Source organism: Micromonospora sp. CPCC 206171 (genome assembly GCF_036906755.1).
In the GTDB taxonomy this organism is placed as follows: Bacteria; Actinomycetota; Actinomycetes; order Mycobacteriales; family Micromonosporaceae; genus Micromonospora; species Micromonospora purpureochromogenes.
In genome coordinates this window covers 83401-100380 of sequence record NZ_JBAKHT010000007.1, presented here as the reverse complement: position 1 = coordinate 100380, position 16980 = coordinate 83401, and the positions used below count along the sequence as shown (strand labels likewise).

Annotated in this window: 15 protein-coding genes; 10 read left to right on the top strand and 5 right to left on the bottom strand. The window is 73.3% G+C overall.

Going from position 1 to position 16980, the window contains the following annotated elements:
- Positions 1-142: 142 nt before the first annotated feature.
- The 3 genes from V6U89_RS11275 to V6U89_RS11265 all read left to right on the top strand — a co-directional run bounded on the left by V6U89_RS11275 (position 143) and on the right by V6U89_RS11265 (position 2275).
- Positions 143-352, top strand: coding sequence for a DUF397 domain-containing protein (locus V6U89_RS11275; protein WP_210774230.1), 210 nt, complete (start codon positions 143-145; stop codon positions 350-352).
- Between the two features lie 125 nt (positions 353-477).
- Positions 478-960 (top strand): SRPBCC family protein, encoded by a 483-nt coding sequence (locus tag V6U89_RS11270; RefSeq protein WP_334570814.1) that lies wholly within the window; start codon positions 478-480, stop codon positions 958-960.
- A gap of 76 nt (positions 961-1036) precedes the next feature.
- Positions 1037-2275 carry an outer membrane protein assembly factor BamB family protein gene (locus tag V6U89_RS11265; protein WP_334570813.1) on the top strand — a complete coding sequence of 413 codons (1239 nt, stop codon included), beginning with the start codon at positions 1037-1039 and terminating at the stop codon, positions 2273-2275.
- Between the two features lie 100 nt (positions 2276-2375).
- Here V6U89_RS11265 and hisC read toward each other — a convergent pair whose 3' ends face one another.
- Genes hisC through hppD form a run of 4 tightly spaced genes read right to left on the bottom strand, consistent with a single transcriptional unit; the run spans position 2376 to position 6347 of the window.
- Positions 2376-3479: a histidinol-phosphate transaminase gene (hisC, locus tag V6U89_RS11260; RefSeq protein ID WP_334570812.1), complete on the bottom strand. Its 1104-nt coding sequence runs from the start codon at positions 3477-3479 to the stop codon at positions 2376-2378.
- On the bottom strand, positions 3476-4423 hold the full coding sequence (locus tag V6U89_RS11255; RefSeq protein WP_334570811.1) for an RDD family protein: 948 nt from the start codon (positions 4421-4423) through the stop codon (positions 3476-3478). The genes hisC and V6U89_RS11255 overlap by 4 nt, the downstream gene beginning before the upstream one ends.
- The gene (locus V6U89_RS11250; protein ID WP_334570810.1) at positions 4420-5130 is read right to left on the bottom strand and encodes an RDD family protein; all 711 of its coding nucleotides are present in this window, start codon (positions 5128-5130) and stop codon (positions 4420-4422) included. Before V6U89_RS11250 ends, V6U89_RS11255 begins: the two co-directional genes overlap by 4 nt.
- 11 nt (positions 5131-5141) lie before the next feature.
- Positions 5142-6347: a 4-hydroxyphenylpyruvate dioxygenase gene (hppD, locus tag V6U89_RS11245; protein ID WP_334570809.1), complete on the bottom strand. Its 1206-nt coding sequence runs from the start codon at positions 6345-6347 to the stop codon at positions 5142-5144.
- Positions 6348-6493: 146 nt separating this feature from the next.
- Here hppD and V6U89_RS11240 point away from each other — a divergent pair, with 146 nt between their 5' ends.
- The 5 genes from V6U89_RS11240 (at position 6494) to V6U89_RS11220 (ending at position 15004) form a co-directional block, all read left to right on the top strand.
- Positions 6494-6985, top strand: a complete 492-nt coding sequence (locus tag V6U89_RS11240) for an Lrp/AsnC family transcriptional regulator (protein WP_154941420.1) — start codon at positions 6494-6496, stop codon at positions 6983-6985.
- 141 nt (positions 6986-7126) lie between these two features.
- Positions 7127-8548, top strand: coding sequence for an outer membrane protein assembly factor BamB family protein (locus V6U89_RS11235; protein ID WP_442933910.1), 1422 nt, complete (start codon positions 7127-7129; stop codon positions 8546-8548).
- Positions 8549-8639: 91 nt separating this feature from the next.
- Positions 8640-10307: a fumarate hydratase gene (locus V6U89_RS11230; protein ID WP_334570807.1), complete on the top strand. Its 1668-nt coding sequence runs from the start codon at positions 8640-8642 to the stop codon at positions 10305-10307.
- 261 nt (positions 10308-10568) lie between these two features.
- Positions 10569-13550, top strand: a complete 2982-nt coding sequence (locus V6U89_RS11225; RefSeq protein ID WP_334570806.1) for an AfsR/SARP family transcriptional regulator — start codon at positions 10569-10571, stop codon at positions 13548-13550.
- A 44-nt stretch (positions 13551-13594) separates the two neighbouring features.
- The gene (locus V6U89_RS11220; protein WP_334570805.1) at positions 13595-15004 is read left to right on the top strand and encodes a class II fumarate hydratase; all 1410 of its coding nucleotides are present in this window, start codon (positions 13595-13597) and stop codon (positions 15002-15004) included.
- Between the two features lie 96 nt (positions 15005-15100).
- On the opposite strand, the gene V6U89_RS11215 is transcribed toward V6U89_RS11220, so the two are convergent.
- Entirely contained in the window at positions 15101-15421 is a 321-nt protein-coding gene (locus V6U89_RS11215; RefSeq protein ID WP_334570804.1) for a hypothetical protein, read from the bottom strand.
- Positions 15422-15994: 573 nt separating this feature from the next.
- On the opposite strand from V6U89_RS11215, the gene V6U89_RS11210 reads away from it, so the two are divergent.
- Together V6U89_RS11210 and V6U89_RS11205 are read left to right on the top strand one after the other, a co-directional pair.
- Positions 15995-16807, top strand: coding sequence for a helix-turn-helix domain-containing protein (locus V6U89_RS11210; protein WP_334570802.1), 813 nt, complete (start codon positions 15995-15997; stop codon positions 16805-16807).
- Positions 16798-16980: a DUF397 domain-containing protein gene (locus V6U89_RS11205; protein ID WP_334570801.1), complete on the top strand. Its 183-nt coding sequence runs from the start codon at positions 16798-16800 to the stop codon at positions 16978-16980. Before V6U89_RS11210 ends, V6U89_RS11205 begins: the two co-directional genes overlap by 10 nt.

Here is a 16980-nt window from a genome sequence, read left to right as displayed (position 1 = left end):
CCGGTCGCACCCGCTGTGCGATCGGCCGGCCCTCCTGCCGCGTTTGATCGACCGGATTCGGTCACCACTCCACGCCGTCCCGTCCCGGGGCGGCGTGGGTCGTGACCGGCATGGCACATCCCAGCGGACAGGAGGTACGAGCATGGACGATCTCGTGGGCGCGGTCTGGCGCACCAGTAGTCGATCAAATGATCAAGGGCTCTGCGTGGAGGTGGCGGACAACCTCGCACGCGACCGGGGTGTGGTCGGGATACGTGATTCCAAGGACCCGGACGGGCCGGTGCTCGTCGTCGGCCCGCCGGGCTGGACGGCGTTCGTCGGGGCGATCCGCCAGGGTGGCTTCCGCCCCTGACCCGCCTGATCCGCGCCGCGGGACCGCACCGGTGCCCCGATCCGGGGCACCGGTGACGGAAATTCCACCGCAGGACCCCCCGTGGCGCGCTCACCCGCCGTACCGTGGACGCCACGGGAGGTGTCATGTCGACGGTCACGGTCACCGAGTTCATCGAGGCGCGGGCTGACGACGTGTGGGCGCTCCTGGTCGACCTGCCGGTCCGGGCCGACTGGCTCTGCACCGTCGGCGGCGTGGAACTGCTGACCCAGGGCCGGCTGGGGCCGGGCACCGCCTGGCGGGAGATCCGCACCAGGCCGGACGGCGGTGACCAGGCGGAGGAGTTCGTGGTGCTGGAGGCCCGGCCGCCGCACCGACTCGTGCTCAGCTCCCCCGGCATCGGGGTGGACTACCGGATCACCTGGACCCTGCGCACCGTGCGACGTCGGGGCCGCGGCTGCACCGCGGTGACCGTGGAGCACCAGGCGGTGCCGATCGCCCCGTACGGGCGGGTGGTCGCGCTGCTCTTCGGCGGGCTGGCCGCGCGGGCGGTGGAGGGTGCCATCCGGCGCGATCTCGCCGACCTCGCCGCCGCCGCCCGGCGCGCCAGCGGCGCCGAGGCCGCCTGAACCGCCGCACCCCGCCGCCGCGACCTGCGCGGGGCGGCGGCGGACTGCCTCGGTAGGGTGCCGGGCGGAGGTGTGCATGGGTGTCCCGAAGGGCCGGCGACGGATCACCGTCGCGGTCGCGGCGCTGCTCGCCCTCGGGGTCGTCGGCGCCGTCGGCTACCGGGTGCTGGCCCCCGCCGAGGTCGTCACGCCCGCCCAGGACGACCTGCCACCCCTGGACACCCCGGCGACCGGGGTGGTGGGTCGACTGCCCGCCGCACCGCTGATCCTCGACGGTCGGCTCCGGGTGTACGCGGCGCAGCGCCAGGTCTACGCCGACCGGCCGGCCGACAGCAAGCACCGGGTCACCCCGTTCTGGTCGTACCGGCGGTGGCCGGCCCAGCTCAACGGGGTGCTGGTGGCGGGTACCACGGTGGTGAGCCGCTGGTCCGACGGGAAGATCGTCGCGCTGGACGGCCGTACCGGAAAGGTGGCCTGGCGGGCCGACGGCCCGGCGCCGGGGAAGGGCTTCCCGTCCCGGCGCACCGGTGCGGCCATCGTCTGGGACCCGCGGGGGATCTTCCTCGCGTCGGGTCCGGGCGGCCGGACGACGCTGGTGGCGTCCGGCGTGGGTGACCTGCGCGGGTACGCGCTGACCGACGGCCGGGAGCTGTGGCGGGCCGCCGGTGACGCCGACTGCCGGACCGATGTCGGGACCACGGCCGCCGGCCAGGTTCTGACGGTGGACGCCTGTGCCGGCCCGGCGACAGTGGAGTTCCGCGACGCGACGACCGGCGCGGTGGGCACCCGCTGGCGTCCTCCCGGCGCCGGCCCGGAGCTGTCCGTCACGGCGCTGGGCTGCCTGACCCCGCGCTCGCAGTGCCGGGGCCTGCGCACCTCGGACGGCCGCGGCTGGCTGGTCGGCCCGGGTGAGCCGCGTCCCGCGCCGGCCCTGGGCGCCGACGACGTGACGCTCTCCGGCGAGTTCGCCATCGCGGTCACCGACGGCGTGCTGACCGGCTGGGACGCGCGCACCGGGGAGAAGCGGTGGCGGCGTGGCGACCTGGGCGAGGTGCGGGTCATCGCGGTCGAGCCAGGTCGGGTGCACGTGCTGAGCCGGCAGCGGGACCTGATCACCCTGGACCCGAGGACCGGGGCGCAGCGGTCCCGCTTCCCGCTCACCCTCGGGCAGGACGGGATCGGCTGGGTGCCGGGGCTGGCGTACGCGGCCGACGGCTACGTGGCCGTCGAGCGGTTGCGCGAGCGGGCCCGCCCGGACGACGACGACCAGGGGTACTTCCTGATGGCCGAGCCGGTGGTGCTCGCGGCGACCTGAGCGAATGACCGGCAAATAGGACAAAAGGCGCTAAAGTTGCATAACGCGCGGTGCCGGTCCGCCTCCGATCGGGGTTGGCGGAGGCGGACCAGTCCCGGGCTCAGGCCAGCGCGGACTCCGCCGCGGCCAGGAAGGCGTCATTCTCGGCCGGGGTGCCGATGGTGACCCGGACCCCGTCGCCGGCGAACGGCCGGACGATCACACCGCGCGCCTCGCACGCCTTGCCGAAGGCCACCGCCCGCTCGCCCAACGGCAGCCAGACGAAGTTGGCCTGGCTCGACGGCACGTCCGGGACCAGCTTGCGCAGCGCCTCGGTGACCCGGTCCCGCTCGGCGACGACCAGCGCGCAGCGCCGCTCGACCTCGTCCGCCTGCGCCAGCGCGGCCAGCGCGCCGGCCTGGGCGGCCATGCTGGTGGAGAAGGGGGTGACCACCTTGCGCACGGCCGCGGCCACCTCCGGGGCGGCGACCAGGAAGCCGATCCGCAGCCCGGCCAGCCCCCAGGCCTTGGAGAGCGTGCGCAGCACCACCACGTTCGGCCGGTCCAGGTAGGTCAGGCCGTCCGGCACCTCCGGGTCGGTGACGAACTCGCGGTACGCCTCGTCGATGACGACCAGCACGTCCTCGCCGACGGAGTCGAGGAACCGGTCCAGCTCCGCCCGGCGCACGGCCGTACCGGTGGGGTTGTTCGGGTTGCAGACCAGCACCATCCGGGTCCGGTCGGTCACCGCCGCGGCCATCGCCGCCAGGTCGTGACCGTGGCCGGCGTCGTTGGGCACCCGCACGCTGGTCGCGCCGCTGGTCGCCGCGATGATCGGGTACGCCTCGAACGACCGCCACGAGTAGAGCAGCTCGTCGCCGGGCAGGCAGGTGGCCCGGACCAGGTGCTCGGCCAGCGCCACCGACCCGCAGCCGGTGGCGATCCGGTCGGCGTCCACGCCGTACCGCTCGGCCAGCGCCTGGCGCAGCGCCACGACGCCCATGTCCGGGTAGCGGTGCGAGCCGGTGACCGCCTCGGTGACCGCCTCGACCACGCCGGGCAGCGGCCCGTACGGCACCTCGTTGCTGGCCAGCTTGATCGCCTCCGGCAGGCCCAGCTCCCGGGCCAGGTCGGCGGGGCTGCGACCCGGCACGTAGTTCGGCAGCGCGTCGAGGTCGGCGCGGGTCAGGCGCAGTGCGGGCTGGTGACGTCCGGCGTCGGTCATGGGGTGTCTCCCGGGGGGTCGGCACGGTCGTGCGGCGTGGCGGGGGTGGTGGGACCGCCGGGTTGCGGCAGCCGCACCACGACGGTCTGGGCGCGCTTGTCGTGCAGGGCCTGGCGCAGCGGGTGGTCGAAGAGGACCGAGGCCGCGTCGACGAGCTGGAGGAGCAGGCCGAAACCGCAGCAGTACCAGAGCAGGGTGGGCATGCCCAGTGTGCTCCACCGGCGGGTCGCCCGGCCGAAGCCGAGCGGCTGGTCCGCCTCGACGGGCACCGCCCGGATGCGCATCACCCGCTTGCCGAGGGTCTGCCCGCCGGAGGCCATCGCCGGCACCTCGTACGCGAACCAGAGCGCGGTGGCGATCACCAGGATGGCGATCTGGAGGCCGGCCGCCTGCTCGCCGGGGGCCGGCAGCGGCGCGTTGGTGGTGTCGCCCGTGGTGGCCCGGCGCCACGCCTCGTCGAGGGCGGGGGAGAGCTCGCGGACGTACCGGTAGACGAACCAGCCGTTGACCAGCACGTTGAGCAGGAGGAGCAGACCGAGGTCGATCAGTCGGGCAACCAGCCGGGAGCCGTAGCCGGCCAGCGGCAGGCCGTGCGGGCGCGGCTCCGGCGGACGCCCCGGCCAGGTCGGGTACGGCCAGCCCGGCGGCGGCCCCTGGGGCGCGCCGGGGCCGGGCGGCAGCCCGACGCCGGGCGGGACGCCCTGGCCGTGCGGTACGCCGGCAGCATGCGGGCCCGCGCCGGGGCCGGGCGGCGTCGGGAACCCGGTAGCCGGTGCCGCAGGTGCGGCCGGCGGCTCGGGGGCGGGCGGCGGTTCCGGTGGCGGGGGGCCCTCCGGCGGGGTGACGTCGACCGGGACGGGCGCGCCGACCCAACCCTCGCCGTCCCACCAACGCCTGGTGGTGGGCTCGGCGGGGTCGACGTACCAGCCTGGTTGAACGCTCACCCGGACACCTTAACGACGACGGTCCGGGCGAACTTGTCGTGGAGGCACTGCTGCCAGGGCTTGTCCCAGAGCTGCCAGAGGCCGTCGACGTAGCTGAAGCCCGGGATGAACGACCCGCCGACCTGGTGCGCGAGCCACCGCTTCGCCGCGGCCCTGCGGTCGAGTGTCTGGGTCGGGTCGATCGGCACCACGCGCAGCTTCATCACGCGCTTGCCGACCGTCTGCCCGGTCTTGAACATCATCTCCACGTGGAACAGGTAGGTGACACCGAGGGCGAATAGGAGGATCGCGGCTTCCAGGACCAGGAAGGGCAGCAGGAAGTCCGTGATCGGGTTCGACTGCAGGGTGCCGTCGGGCGCGGTGGCGGTCAGGTCCGGCGTCACCCAGACGAAGAAGGCGATCACCGCGGGCAGGATGACGACCATGCAGGCCGCCATGAGCACCAGCCCGTCGATCAGCACGGCCAGCAGCCGGTCGCCGAAGCTGGCCAGGGGCTGGCCGTTCGGCGCGAGCGGCACCCCGGGCAGGCCGGGCCGGAACGGGGCGCCGGGCGGCCCCGCCGGATAGCTCGGCAGGCCGGAGTACGGGCCGAGCTGCGGCGGCACGGCGTACCCCTGGGGGGTGGGACCGGAGGGCGGCGCGAAGCCGCCGGCGGCGGGCGAGGGCCCACCGGCCGGCGGCGTCGGGTACGTCGGAGGCTGCGTCACGCTCGACAGTGTTACAGGTTGCCGCGCGCTTCCTGCTCCCGCTCGATCGCCTCGAAGAGCGCCTTGAAGTTGCCCTTGCCGAAGCCGAGCGAGCCGTGCCGCTCGATCAGCTCGAAGAAGACGGTCGGGCGGTCCTGCACCGGCTTGGTGAAGATCTGGAGCAGGTAGCCGTCCTCGTCCCGGTCGACCAGGATCTTGCGGGACTTCAGCTCCTCGATCGGCACCCGGACCTCGCCGATCCGGGCGCGCAGCTCCGGGTCGTCGTAGTACGAGTCCGGGGTGTCCAGGAACTCGACGCCGGCGGCCCGCATCGCGTCGACGCTGGCCAGGATGTCGTTGGTGGCCACGGCGATGTGCTGGGCGCCCGGACCCTGGTAGAACTCCAGGTACTCGTCGATCTGCGACTTCTTGCGGGCGATCGCCGGCTCGTTGAGCGGGAACTTCACCTTCCGGGTGCCGTTGGCGACGACCTTGCTCATCAGCGCCGAGTAGTCGGTGGCGATGTCGTCGCCGATGAACTCGGCCATGTTCGAGAAGCCCATGACCCGCTTGTAGAACTCGACCCACTCGTCCATCCGGCCGAGCTCGACGTTGCCGACCACGTGATCGACCGCCTGGAAGAAGCGCTTCGGCTGGATCCCGGCGTCGATCATCGGCTGGCGGTCCACGATCGGGCCGCGGGCGACGAAGCCGGGCAGGAACGGGCCGGTGTAGCGGGACCGGTCGACCAGGGTGTGTCGGGTGTCGCCGTAGGCGGCGATGGCGGCCATCCGCACGGTGCCGTGCTCGTCGGTGACGTCGTGCGGCTCGACCAGGCCGGTCGCGCCCTGGGCGGTGGCGTGCGCGTACGCGGCGTCGACGTCCGGCACCTCCAGCGCGATGTCGGAGACGCCGTCGCTGTGCTTGGCGACGTGGTCGGCGCCGGTGGCGTCCGGGCGGACCGCGCCGGTCAGCACGAACCGGGCCGAGCCGCTGGTCAGCACGTACTGGGCGTGGTCCCGGTAGCCCTGCTCCGGCCCCCGGTACGCCACGCAGGTCATGCCGAAGGCGGTGGAGTAGTAGTGGGCCGCCTGCTTGGCGTTGCCGACCAGGAAGTGCACGTGGTCGAGGCCCTTGACCGGGAACGGGTCGGAGGTGATGTCGTGGTCGACGGCGCCGACGAGGGCGTCGACGTCGACCTCCTCGGTCGACTGGGGTCGGTCGATCGCCTGGGTCATGGTGTCCTCCCTTGCGTACCGGCCGGCCTCGTGGGCCGCCGCGGTGGTTCCGATGCTCTTGCCAGGAGGATCGCGGCGATCCGCCTCACTGGGCAACCGTCGTCGTTTCTGCTGGTCATCCTGCACATTCGGTAGAGTGTCGAAACATGAACGCTGGACAGGATGTACAGCTGGACGAGCTGGACGCCAGGTTGATCCAGTTGCTCGCCGACGAGCCGCGGATCGGGGTGCTGGAGTGTTCCCGCCGGCTCGGGGTGGCCCGGGGCACCGTCCAGGCCCGGCTGGACAAGCTGGTCGAGCGGCGGGTGATCGGCGGCTTCGGGCCGGACGTCTCGCCGGCCGCGATCGGCTTCGGGGTGACCAGCTTCGTCACCCTGGAGATCAGCCAGCGGCACGGCCACGACGCGGTCACCGCCCACCTGGCGGCCATCCCGGAGGTGCTGGAGGCGCACACCATCACCGGCTCCAGCGACCTGCTCTGCCGGATCGTCGCCAGGTCCAACACCGACCTGCAGCGGGTGATCGACCAGATCGTCTCGTACGAGGGCATCCGCCGCGCCTCCACGATCATCGCGCTGGCCGAGCAGATCCCGTACCGCGTCCTGCCCCTGGTCCGCTCCGCCGCCGCACCCCGCTGACGCCCCGCGCTCCCGCGCGGGCGGCCCCGGCGCCCCGGGCCGGCGCGCAGAAAGGGCGGCGACACTCCGGCGCGGGGCCGGGGGAGTTCGGTGATCGTCGCTACCGTGTGCGGTGTGAAGGGCCTTGGCGTACGCGGCTGGTTGCTGCTGGGGCTCGTCACCGTGGTCGTGCTCGCCGCCACCGGGGTCTGGAACCCGTTCCCCGCGATCTGGGACTGGGTCGACCGCCGGCAGCCGATCTCCGACCCGGACGTGGTCTGGCAGCAGCGCATCGGCGGCACGCCGAAGAGCGTGACCATCGCCGGGGACACCGTCGTGATCGAGCAGCGGACCCGGGTCGAGGCGCGCAGCCTGGCCACCGGCACGCAGCTCTGGGAGCGCAAGGCGGACTGGGCGGCGGTGGCCGGCGGGGCCCGGGACCCGGTGGTCGCGGTGGGCAAGCTGCTGGTCAAGGGGTACGAACTGCTCGACCCGACGACCGGGGTGGTGCGCCGGCGCGACGACGACGCGGTGGCCGTCTGGACGTACCGGAACATGCTGCTCGACGCCCACTGCGTCGAGCCGACCGACTGCACCCTGACCGCCTGGGACCCGCGCGGCACCCGGCCACTCTGGACGGCGTTCCTGCCCGGGGTCAGCACCGGCCTGTTCGCCGACAACCCCCACCTGCTCGGCACCCGCCGACTCACCGCGCCCCGGATCGACGGCGGAGTGGCCGGCCCCGAGTCGGTGCCGCCGCTGCTCGGCTTCCCGGTCGACGGCCGGGTGCACGTGGTGGACACCGCCACCGGACGGGTGGTGCAGAACGTCGAGCCCGGGCGGGACGAGCGGCTCGCCGTGATCGGCGGCCGGCTGCTGCGGATCACTGCCGTCTCCCGGGACGGCACCTGCCAGTACGTCGTCTCCGCCCGCGACCCGGCCACCGGCCAGGAGGCGTGGCGCAAGGCCGTGGTCAACCTGCGCACCGCCGACAGCGCCGGCTGCGTGCAGCGGGAGGACCCGCAGGGCGCGCGGAACGTGCTGATCGGCGTGGCGCCGGACGGCCGGGAGGCGGTCATCGACGGGTACGACGGACGGCTGCTGCTGGTCGACGCGGAGGGCGAGAAGCTGCTCGCCGTCGACGACCGGTACGCGCTGGTGCGCACCGCCGACAAGGACACCGTCGTCGGCCGGGAACTGGGCGTCGACCGGGTCCGCTGGAACCGGCCCGCCGGCGACCGGGCGGGCGCGGCGCTCACCCCGTACGCGGCGATCGTCACCCAGGAGAAGCCGAACCGGCTGGTCGCGCTCGACCCGCGGACCGGTCGGGAACTGGTGGTGCTGCGGACCAGCGCCAACGCGCTGGCGGTCGGGCCGAACGGCATGATCATCGGGGAGGGGCGGGAGATCGGGTACGTCCGGTTCGGCGGTGCTGGCGCCGAGCCGCCGCCCGACGATGGCGGTGTCCCCGACCCCGACACCGGAAGCTCCCCCGGCCCTGCCACCGGGGGCGGCCCCGGGAACCAGCCGGACTGCGGGCCGAAGCGGGAACTCTGCCCCGACCCCGGTGACGACGACGGCTGAGCGCGGCGGGCCCGCCCCGGGTGAGAGCGGCATCCCACGACGCACCCGGCGGGTGCCACCGATCGACCGGTCTGCCCTAGGCTTTCCCGTCATGAGCAGTGCCGCCGCGTTCTCGTACGCCCCCTTGCTGCCGACCGGTCCCGACCAGACGGAGTACCGCCTGGTCACCGACGAGGGCGTCGATGTCGTCAACGGCCCGGGTGGCCGTCGCTTCCTCACCGTGGAGCCCGCCGCGCTGACCGCGCTGACCGCCGAGGCGATGCACGACATCGCCCACTTCCTGCGCCCCGCGCACCTGGCCCAGCTCCGGTCGATCATCGACGACCCGGCCGCCTCGCCGAACGACCGGTTCGTCGCGCTCGACCTGCTCCGCAACGCCAACATCGCCGCCGGCGGCGTGCTGCCGATGTGCCAGGACACCGGCACCGCGATCGTGATGGGCAAGCGCGGCCGGCACGTGCTGACCGACGGCGCCGACGCCGAGGCGATCTCGCGCGGTGTCTACCAGGCGTACACCCGGCTCAACCTGCGCTACTCACAGCTCGCCCCGCTGACCATGTGGGACGAGCGGAACACCGGCAGCAACCTGCCGGCCCAGGTGGAGCTCTACGCCGAGGACCCGGACGGGCATCCGGACGCGTACAAGTTCCTCTTCATGGCCAAGGGCGGTGGCTCGGCCAACAAGTCCTACCTCTACCAGGAGACCAAGGCGCTGTTGAATCCGACGCGGATGATGCAGTTCCTGGAGGAGAAGCTGCGGCTCATCGGCACCGCGGCCTGCCCGCCGTACCACCTGGCCATCGTCATCGGCGGCACCTCCGCCGAGTACGCCCTGAAGACCGCCAAGTACGCCTCGGCCAAGTACCTCGACGCGCTGCCCACCGCCGGCTCGATGACCGCGCACGGCTTCCGGGACCTGGAGCTGGAGGCGGAGGTGCTGGAGCTGACCCGCAACTTCGGCATCGGCGCGCAGTTCGGCGGCCGGTACTTCTGCCACGACGTGCGGGTCGTCCGGCTGCCCCGGCACGGCGCCTCCTGCCCGGTGGCGATCGCCGTCTCCTGCTCCGCCGACCGGCAGGCGGTTGCCAAGATCACGCCGTCCGGGGTCTGGCTGGAGCGGCTGGAGACCGACCCGGCCCGGTTCCTGCCCGACGTCACCGACGAGACGCTGGACGCCGAGATGGTCGTCAAGGTCGACCTCAACCGGCCGATGGACGAGATCCGCGCCGAGCTGTCGAAATATCCGGTGAAGACCCGGCTGTCGCTGACCGGCCCCCTGGTCGTCGCCCGGGACATCGCCCACGCGAAGATCGCCGAGCGGTTGGACGCGGGCGAGCCGATGCCGCAGTACCTGCGCGACCACGCCGTCTACTACGCCGGCCCGGCCAAGACCCCCGAGGGCTACGCCTCCGGATCGTTCGGCCCGACCACGGCCGGCCGGATGGACGCCTACGTGGAGAAGTTCCAGGCCGCCGGCGGCTCCCAGGTGATGCTCGCCAAGGGCAACCGCTCGGGCCAGGTCACCCGCTCCTGCCAGCAGCACGGCGGCTTCTACCTCGGCTCGATCGGCGGCCCCGCCGCCCGGCTCGCCCAGGACTGCATCAAGCATGTCGAGGTGCTCGAATACCCGGAGCTGGGCATGGAGGCGGTCTGGAAGATCCAGGTCGAGGACTTCCCGGCGTTCATCGTGGTCGACGACAAGGGCAACGACTTCTTCGCCGAGGTCACCAAGCCGGTGCTGACCGTCGGGCGGCGCTGAGCTTCGGGACAAGGAGATCGGGGCGTCGGGCCAGTGGCCCGGCGCCCCTGCTCGTTGGTCGTACCTCGACATCGGTGCGCCCGCCCGGAAATTCCACCCGGACGGGCGCACCGCCCCCGTCGGATGCCGTCACCGACAACCCAGACGAGTGTCGGCCCCGCTGCTGTCGTTCCGCTATCGGATCGCTATCGCCTCGACGGGGCGGGCGGGCACTCGCGGGCTACGCTGCGGGAAGTTGCACCACGGCGCGGGGGGGAGCGGATGCGGTTCGGGATCCTGGGACCTCTGCGGGTCGGCGGCGGCGAGGCCACCGTCACCGCAGGTCGGGACCGGGTCGTGCTCGCCATGCTGCTGCTGCGTGCCGGTCGGGTCGTACCGGTGGAGGAACTGGTCGACGCGGTCTGGGAGGAACGCCCGCCGGCCACCGCCAAGGCCCAGCTGCACAGCTGCGTCTCGCGGCTGCGCCAGCGACTCGCCGCGCTCGGCCTGTCGGCCGACGCGATCGTCACCGACCCGGTCGGCTACGGCATCCGCGTCGAACCGGCCGACCTGGACTTCGAGGTCTTCGCCCGTACGGTCGAGGCCGCCCGCGCCGCGGTCGCGGCGGGGCAGCCGGCCGAGGCGCGCCGGCACTACCGGGAGGCGCTCGGGTTGTGGCGCGGGCCGGCGTTGAGCGGCATCCGGAGCCGGGCCGTGCGCCGGCGCGCGCAGACCCTCGACGAGCAGCGGCTCGCCGCCCTGGAGGAGTGCGTCGACGTCGAGCTGCGGCTGCGGCGGGCCGCCGACCTGGTCGACGAGCTGGCCGAGAGCGTCGACCGGCACCCGCTGCGGGAACGGCTGCGCGGCCAGCTGATGCTCGCCCTCTCCGCGATGGGCCGGCAGGCCGACGCGCTCGCCGTCTACCGGGAGGGCCGCCGGATCTACGCCGACGAGCTGGGCATCGAGCCCGGCGCGGCGTTGCAGGAACTGCACCAGCGGGTCCTCGCCGGCGACCTGGCGCTGGCCGGCCCGGAGGATCTGGCGCACACCCGGGTCCGCGCGCTGCCCCGGGCCATCAGCGACTTCATCGGGCGGCAGCAGACCGTCTCCCGGCTGGTGAAGGAGATCGCCGAGGACGGTGCCCGGATCCAGCTCATCGACGGCATGGCCGGCAGTGGCAAGACCACTCTGGCCGTGCACCTGGCGACCGCCCTCGGTGACCGCTACCCCGACGCGCACCTCTTCATCGACCTGCACGGGCACAGCGAACGCACCCCGCTGACCCCGGCCGCGGCGGTGGCCACCCTGCTCCGCCAGCTCGGCGTGCCGGCGGAACGGGTGCCGCTGGACCTGGACGACCGGCTCGCGGTGTGGCGCAGCGAGCTGGCCGGCCGGCGGGCCCTGGTGGTGCTGGACAACGCCGCCGGGGCCGACCAGGTGGCACCGCTGCTGCCCACCGGCCCGGACTGCCTGGTGCTGATCACCAGCCGACGCCGGCTGGTCGGCCTGGACGAGGGACGGCCCTCGTCCCTGCCGGTCCTCGACCCGGACGAGGGGATCGATCTGCTCGGCCGGGTGGCCGGCCAGGAGCGGGTGGCCGCCGAACCGCAGGCGGCGGCTGAGGTGGTGCGCCGCTGCGGGTACCTGCCGCTGGCGATCCGGCTGGCCGGCGCACGGTTGGCGCACCGGCCCCGCTGGCGGGTCGCCGACCTGGCCGAGCGGCTGGTCACCGGCGCCGGTCCGCTGGCTGAGCTGGCCGCCGGGCAGCGTTCGGTGGGGCAGGCGTTCGCTCTGTCGTACGCCCAGGTGTCACCGGCGGCACAGCGGCTGTTCCGGCTGCTCGGCCTGCACCCCGGCGTACGGTTCGACGACCGGGTCGCCGCCGTCCTCGCCGACCTGCCCCTGCCGCAGACGCAGGACCTGCTGGACGAACTGGTCGACGCCCACCTGGTGGAGGAGGCGGAACCCGGCCGGTACCGGCTGCACGACCTCATCCGGAAGTATTCGCGGCTCCTGCTGGCCGAGCCCGACCGGGCCGAGGAACGGCGGGACGCCCTGCGCCGGCTGCTCGACCACCACCTGCAGGTGGCCGCCGAGCTGACGCGGCAGGTGGAGTGGTCGAGCAACAGGTTCGCGCTGCGACTGCCCGAGCCCGCCCGTCCTGATCTGGTCGCCGCCGCGGTCGCCGACGGACGGCGCTGGTTCGACGAGAACCGGTCGGCGTTGCCCGCGCTGAGCCGGGTCGCCGAGGCCGAGGGGTTCCCCCAGCACTGCTGGCAGCTCGCCCGGGCCAGTTGGCGTGCCCAGTTCGACGGCGGTCACCTGGACGACCTGATCGAAATGCACGAGGCGGGCCGGCGGGCCGCCGCGACCATGGGTGACGACGAGGCCGTCGCGACCATGCTGAACTACCTGGCCTCGGCGTACTACCGGCTGGCCCGCTTCTCCGAGGCCATCGCGCTGATGGAGGCGGCGCTGGACCGGTGGCGGAGCCTGGGACTGGACGACGAGGTGCGGAACACCCTGGGCAATCTCGCGACCTCCCACGCCGCCAACGGGGACTTCCAGCAAGGGTTGGCCTACTTTCGGGGGGCCAAGGCCATGTACCAGCGGCCCGGCGAGCTGGGTCAACTGACCAACCTGCTCAACAACCTGGCCTTCGCCCACTTCATGGCGGGGCGGTACGACGAGGCGTTGCGGATCAGCCGCCGGCACCTGTCACTGGCGCGGCAGGTCGGCGACGCGCCCCAGGTGGCGCACGCGATCGCCCACCTCGGAATGATCCGCCAACGACTGGGGCACGGGGAGCCGGCCCACCGGCTGCTGCGGCTGGGTCTGCGCCTCAAGCGGAGGTCCGGCAACCGGTTCGGTGAGGGTGAGATGCTCAACGAGATCGGGCTGATCGAGCGCCGGGCCGGCCGGCCGGACAGGGCCGCCGCCCTCCACCGGGAGGCGCTGGTCCTCATGATGGACGTCGGCGACCGGATCGGGCAGTGCGCCTCGCGCAACCTGCTGGCCCGGGCACTGCTCGACCAGGGTGACGTCGCCAGCGCGCTCGACCTGCACCGCCGGGTGCTCACCGATGCCACCCGGCTCGACGCCCGCTACGAGCAGGCGCGGGCCCTGGACGGGATGGCCCGCTGCCTACGCGGCACCGACCGGGCTCAGGCGCGGACGTACGCCAGCCGGGCGCTGGCGCTGTTCCGTCAGGTCGAGTCGATCGACCAGCAGCCGACCGCGGAGCTGCTGGACGAGCTGGGCTGAACCCGGGTCCGCTTTCCCTGCGGGCCGGCGACCAGCGCGGCAGGATGGTACGCGTGACGACTCCAGAGGCAGCGGGTTACCGGATCGAACGCGACTCGATGGGCGAGGTGGAGGTGCCCGTCGAGGCGCTGTGGCGGGCGCAGACCCAGCGCGCGGTGCAGAACTTCCCGATCTCGGGCCGCGGCATCGAGCCGGCCCAGATCAAGGCCCTGGCCCAGATCAAGGGCGCCGCCGCGCAGGTCAACGGGGAGTTGGGCGTGATCGGCGCGGACGTCGCCGCCGCGATCGCCGCCGCCGCCGCGCACGTGGCCGACGGCGGGTACGACGACCAGTTCCCGATCGACGTGTTCCAGACCGGCTCGGGCACGTCGTCCAACATGAACACCAACGAGGTGATCGCCACCCTCGCCAGCCGCGAGCTGGGCCGGGGCGTGCACCCGAACGACGACGTCAACGCCTCGCAGTCCAGCAACGACGTCTTCCCGTCCTCCATCCATCTGGCCGCCACCCAGGCCGTGGTCGAGGACCTGCTGCCCGCGTTGAAGCACCTGGCCGGCGCGCTGGAGGAGAAGGCGGCGGAGTTCGAGACGGTGGTCAAGGCGGGCCGCACCCACCTGATGGACGCCACGCCGGTCACCCTCGGGCAGGAGTTCGGCGGGTACGCCGCGCAGGTCCGCTACGGCGTGGAGCGGCTGGAAGGGGCCCTGCCCCGGCTGGCCGAGCTGCCGCTGGGCGGCACCGCCGTGGGCACCGGCATCAACACCCCGCTCGGCTTCGCCGGCAAGGTGATCGAGAAGCTGCGCGCCTCGACCGGGCTGCCGCTGACCGAGGCGCGCAACCACTTCGAGGCGCAGGGCGCCCGGGACGCGCTGGTGGAGACCTCCGGGCAGCTGCGTACCGTCGCCGTCGGGCTCTACAAGATGGCCAACGACATCCGCTGGATGGGCTCCGGCCCCCGCGCCGGCCTTCGCGAGCTGCGCATCCCGGACCTCCAGCCCGGCTCGTCGATCATGCCGGGCAAGGTGAACCCGGTGGTCGCCGAGGCGATGCGGCAGGTCTGCGCGCAGGTGATCGGCAACGACGCGACGGTCGCCTTCGCCGGCTCCCAGGGCGACTTCGAACTGAACGTGATGCTCCCGGTGATGGGCCGCAACCTGCTGGAGTCGATCCGCCTGCTGGCCGCGTCGAGCCGGCTCTTCGCCGATCGCCTGGTGGTCGGCCTGGTCGCGGACGCAGAGGTCTGCCTGGCGTACGCGGAGGGGTCGCCGTCGATCGTCACCCCGCTCAACCGCCACCTCGGGTACGACGAGGCCGCCTCGATCGCCAAGGAGGCGCTGGCGAAGCAGATCTCCATCCGCGAGGTGGTGATCGCGCGGGGTCACGTGGACTCCGGCAAGCTCAGCGAGACCCAGCTCGACGAGGCCCTCGACCTGCTCCGGATGACCCACCCCTGAGCCCCGCGGGTGAGCCCCACCCCTGATCGACCCCGGATGCGGCATGTCGCGGTGTCCGGGCGGCGGGACACCGCCACATGCCGCAACCGGTGTGGATCACGGGTCCTCCGGCGGCGGGTGGCCACGCGGGACCCAGGCGAGGAAACGTCGAAAGAGCGTCGCCGGGTCGGGCCCGTCCTGCGGATTGAGCCGGTGCAGGTCGGCGGCCGCGTCGTGCAGCACCGCGCAGAGGTAGACGCTGAGCGCGACCCGGTCGTGGGCGTACTCGGCGACCAGGGCGAGGCGGGCGGTGGCGCAGGGCCACGGCGCGGCGCAGGTCCGGCAGAGCCAGAGCGGGCGCAGCGGCAGATGCGGGCGGCCCGCGCCGCTCACCACCGGCCGCCGTTGGCCCGCCAGCTCTGGGCAAGGGTCAGCCATCCGGCACGGCCGATCCGGGGGCACGCCACGGTCGCGTCCGCCCAGGGCGGACGGTTCGGGGTCGGGGGCGGCGCGACGGGCTCGGTGGGCACAGTCGCATGCCGGTCCGGGCAGCCGCGCCAGCGCAGCCCGCACGAGCACCAGCGGCCCAGGGTGCGCCAGGTCCGGCGGTGGCGGGGTGCGAGGGGTACGGGCCGTTCGTTGCGGGCCGGGCGGGCCCACCCGGCCGGGCCGGAGTCGGTGACCGGAATCGACATCGGCCGTCCGGTCGGTCGGAACATCAGGGCAGGCCAGTTTCTCCAGGTGGGCCGGGGCATCTCGTCGTCTCCAAAGGTGGTCGGCTGCGTCATCTCCCCCGGCGGGTGGGACCGCCGGCCGGGGGAGCGGGCGGTCCCACCGCGACACCGCCGCGCCCGGAGGGTGAGGCGGCCGATGTCGCGCTTCACAGTCTGCTGATGGCGCCACTACGGTGTGAAGGGTTTGCGCCCGCCTCGCGAGTGGGCCTGCGTTCGCGGGTCCCCGGGCTGGCGCAGCACTGGAGTCGATCATCGAGGCGTTGAAGGGCGGCTGGAGATGGCGGACGGGCGGATGACGGCGGCAGCCTTCCTGGTCGCCGAGCTGCGCCGGGCGCGGATGCGTCGGGGTTGGAGCCAGGACGATCTGGCCAAGGCCGTCAACTACTCGGCGTCGATGGTGAGCGCGGTCGAGCTGGGCCAGCAGCAGCCCACGGTCAAGTACCTGGCACTGGTCGACAAGGCCCTGGAGACCGGCGGCGTCTTCGGCCGCATGCTCACCGAGCTGGTAGCGCTCGACAAGGCACAGGTCTGGCTACGAGGGTGGCGCGCGATCCTCGCTGAAGCATGGGCGCTGCGCTGGTTCGACCCGTTGCACGTCCCGGGCCTTTTGCAGACCGAGGCGTATGCGAGGGCGGTCTTCGAGTCCGACCCGCTGCTCGATCCGGACGAGGTGGAGCGGCGCTTGGCCGACCGGATGGACAGTCAGGCGGTGCTCTACGCCGAGCGTCCCGCACGCGTCGTCGCGGTGCTGGACGAGGCGGTACTGCGCCGGAGGGTCGGCGGTCGGAAAGTGATGTGCGATCAGGCTCTGCACCTCGCCCGTCTCGCCACCGAGCACCCACAGGTGCGGCTCCATGTAGTGCCGTGGTCAGCGGAGGAGTATCCGGGCCTGAACGGCCCGTTCATCCTCGCCAGCCTGGCGGGCGAAGTCGAGCTTGCCTTCCTCGGTGGTCAGATCGGTGGGCAGGAGCTGGACCGCCGAGCTGATCTCGTGCGCCTCCAGCGAACCTGGGAGGCTACGCTCGGCGTTGCGTTGCCCCCGCAGGAGTCGATCGAGCGGTTGAGGGAATTGGCGGAATCATGGAGCTGACCGGCGCCCAATGGCGTAAGAGTCGCCGGAGTGGTTCGAACGACCAGTGCGTCGAGGTGGCGACGAATCTGCCGGGGGTGGTCGGGGTGCGGGACAGCAAGGACCCGGCCGGGCCGGTGCTGACCATCGACCCGTACGCCTGGCGCGCCTTTGTGGCCGCGCCACCGCGCTGA

Excerpts from the sequence above, each read along its gene's own strand:
- V6U89_RS11275 (WP_210774230.1), top strand. The coding sequence starts at position 143 with ATGGACGATCTCGTGGGCGCGGTCTGGCGCACCAGTAGTCGATCAAAT.
- V6U89_RS11270 (WP_334570814.1), top strand. The coding sequence starts at position 478 with ATGTCGACGGTCACGGTCACCGAGTTCATCGAGGCGCGGGCTGACGAC.
- V6U89_RS11265 (WP_334570813.1), top strand. The coding sequence starts at position 1,037 with ATGGGTGTCCCGAAGGGCCGGCGACGGATCACCGTCGCGGTCGCGGCG.
- hisC (WP_334570812.1), bottom strand. The coding sequence starts at position 3,479 with ATGACCGACGCCGGACGTCACCAGCCCGCACTGCGCCTGACCCGCGCC.
- hppD (WP_334570809.1), bottom strand. The coding sequence starts at position 6,347 with ATGACCCAGGCGATCGACCGACCCCAGTCGACCGAGGAGGTCGACGTC.
- V6U89_RS11240 (WP_154941420.1), top strand. The coding sequence starts at position 6,494 with ATGAACGCTGGACAGGATGTACAGCTGGACGAGCTGGACGCCAGGTTG.
- V6U89_RS11230 (WP_334570807.1), top strand. The coding sequence starts at position 8,640 with ATGAGCAGTGCCGCCGCGTTCTCGTACGCCCCCTTGCTGCCGACCGGT.
- V6U89_RS11225 (WP_334570806.1), top strand. The coding sequence starts at position 10,569 with ATGCGGTTCGGGATCCTGGGACCTCTGCGGGTCGGCGGCGGCGAGGCC.
- V6U89_RS11220 (WP_334570805.1), top strand. The coding sequence starts at position 13,595 with ATGGTACGCGTGACGACTCCAGAGGCAGCGGGTTACCGGATCGAACGC.
- V6U89_RS11215 (WP_334570804.1), bottom strand. The coding sequence starts at position 15,421 with ATGGCTGACCCTTGCCCAGAGCTGGCGGGCCAACGGCGGCCGGTGGTG.
- V6U89_RS11210 (WP_334570802.1), top strand. The coding sequence starts at position 15,995 with ATGGCGGACGGGCGGATGACGGCGGCAGCCTTCCTGGTCGCCGAGCTG.
- V6U89_RS11205 (WP_334570801.1), top strand. The coding sequence starts at position 16,798 with ATGGAGCTGACCGGCGCCCAATGGCGTAAGAGTCGCCGGAGTGGTTCG.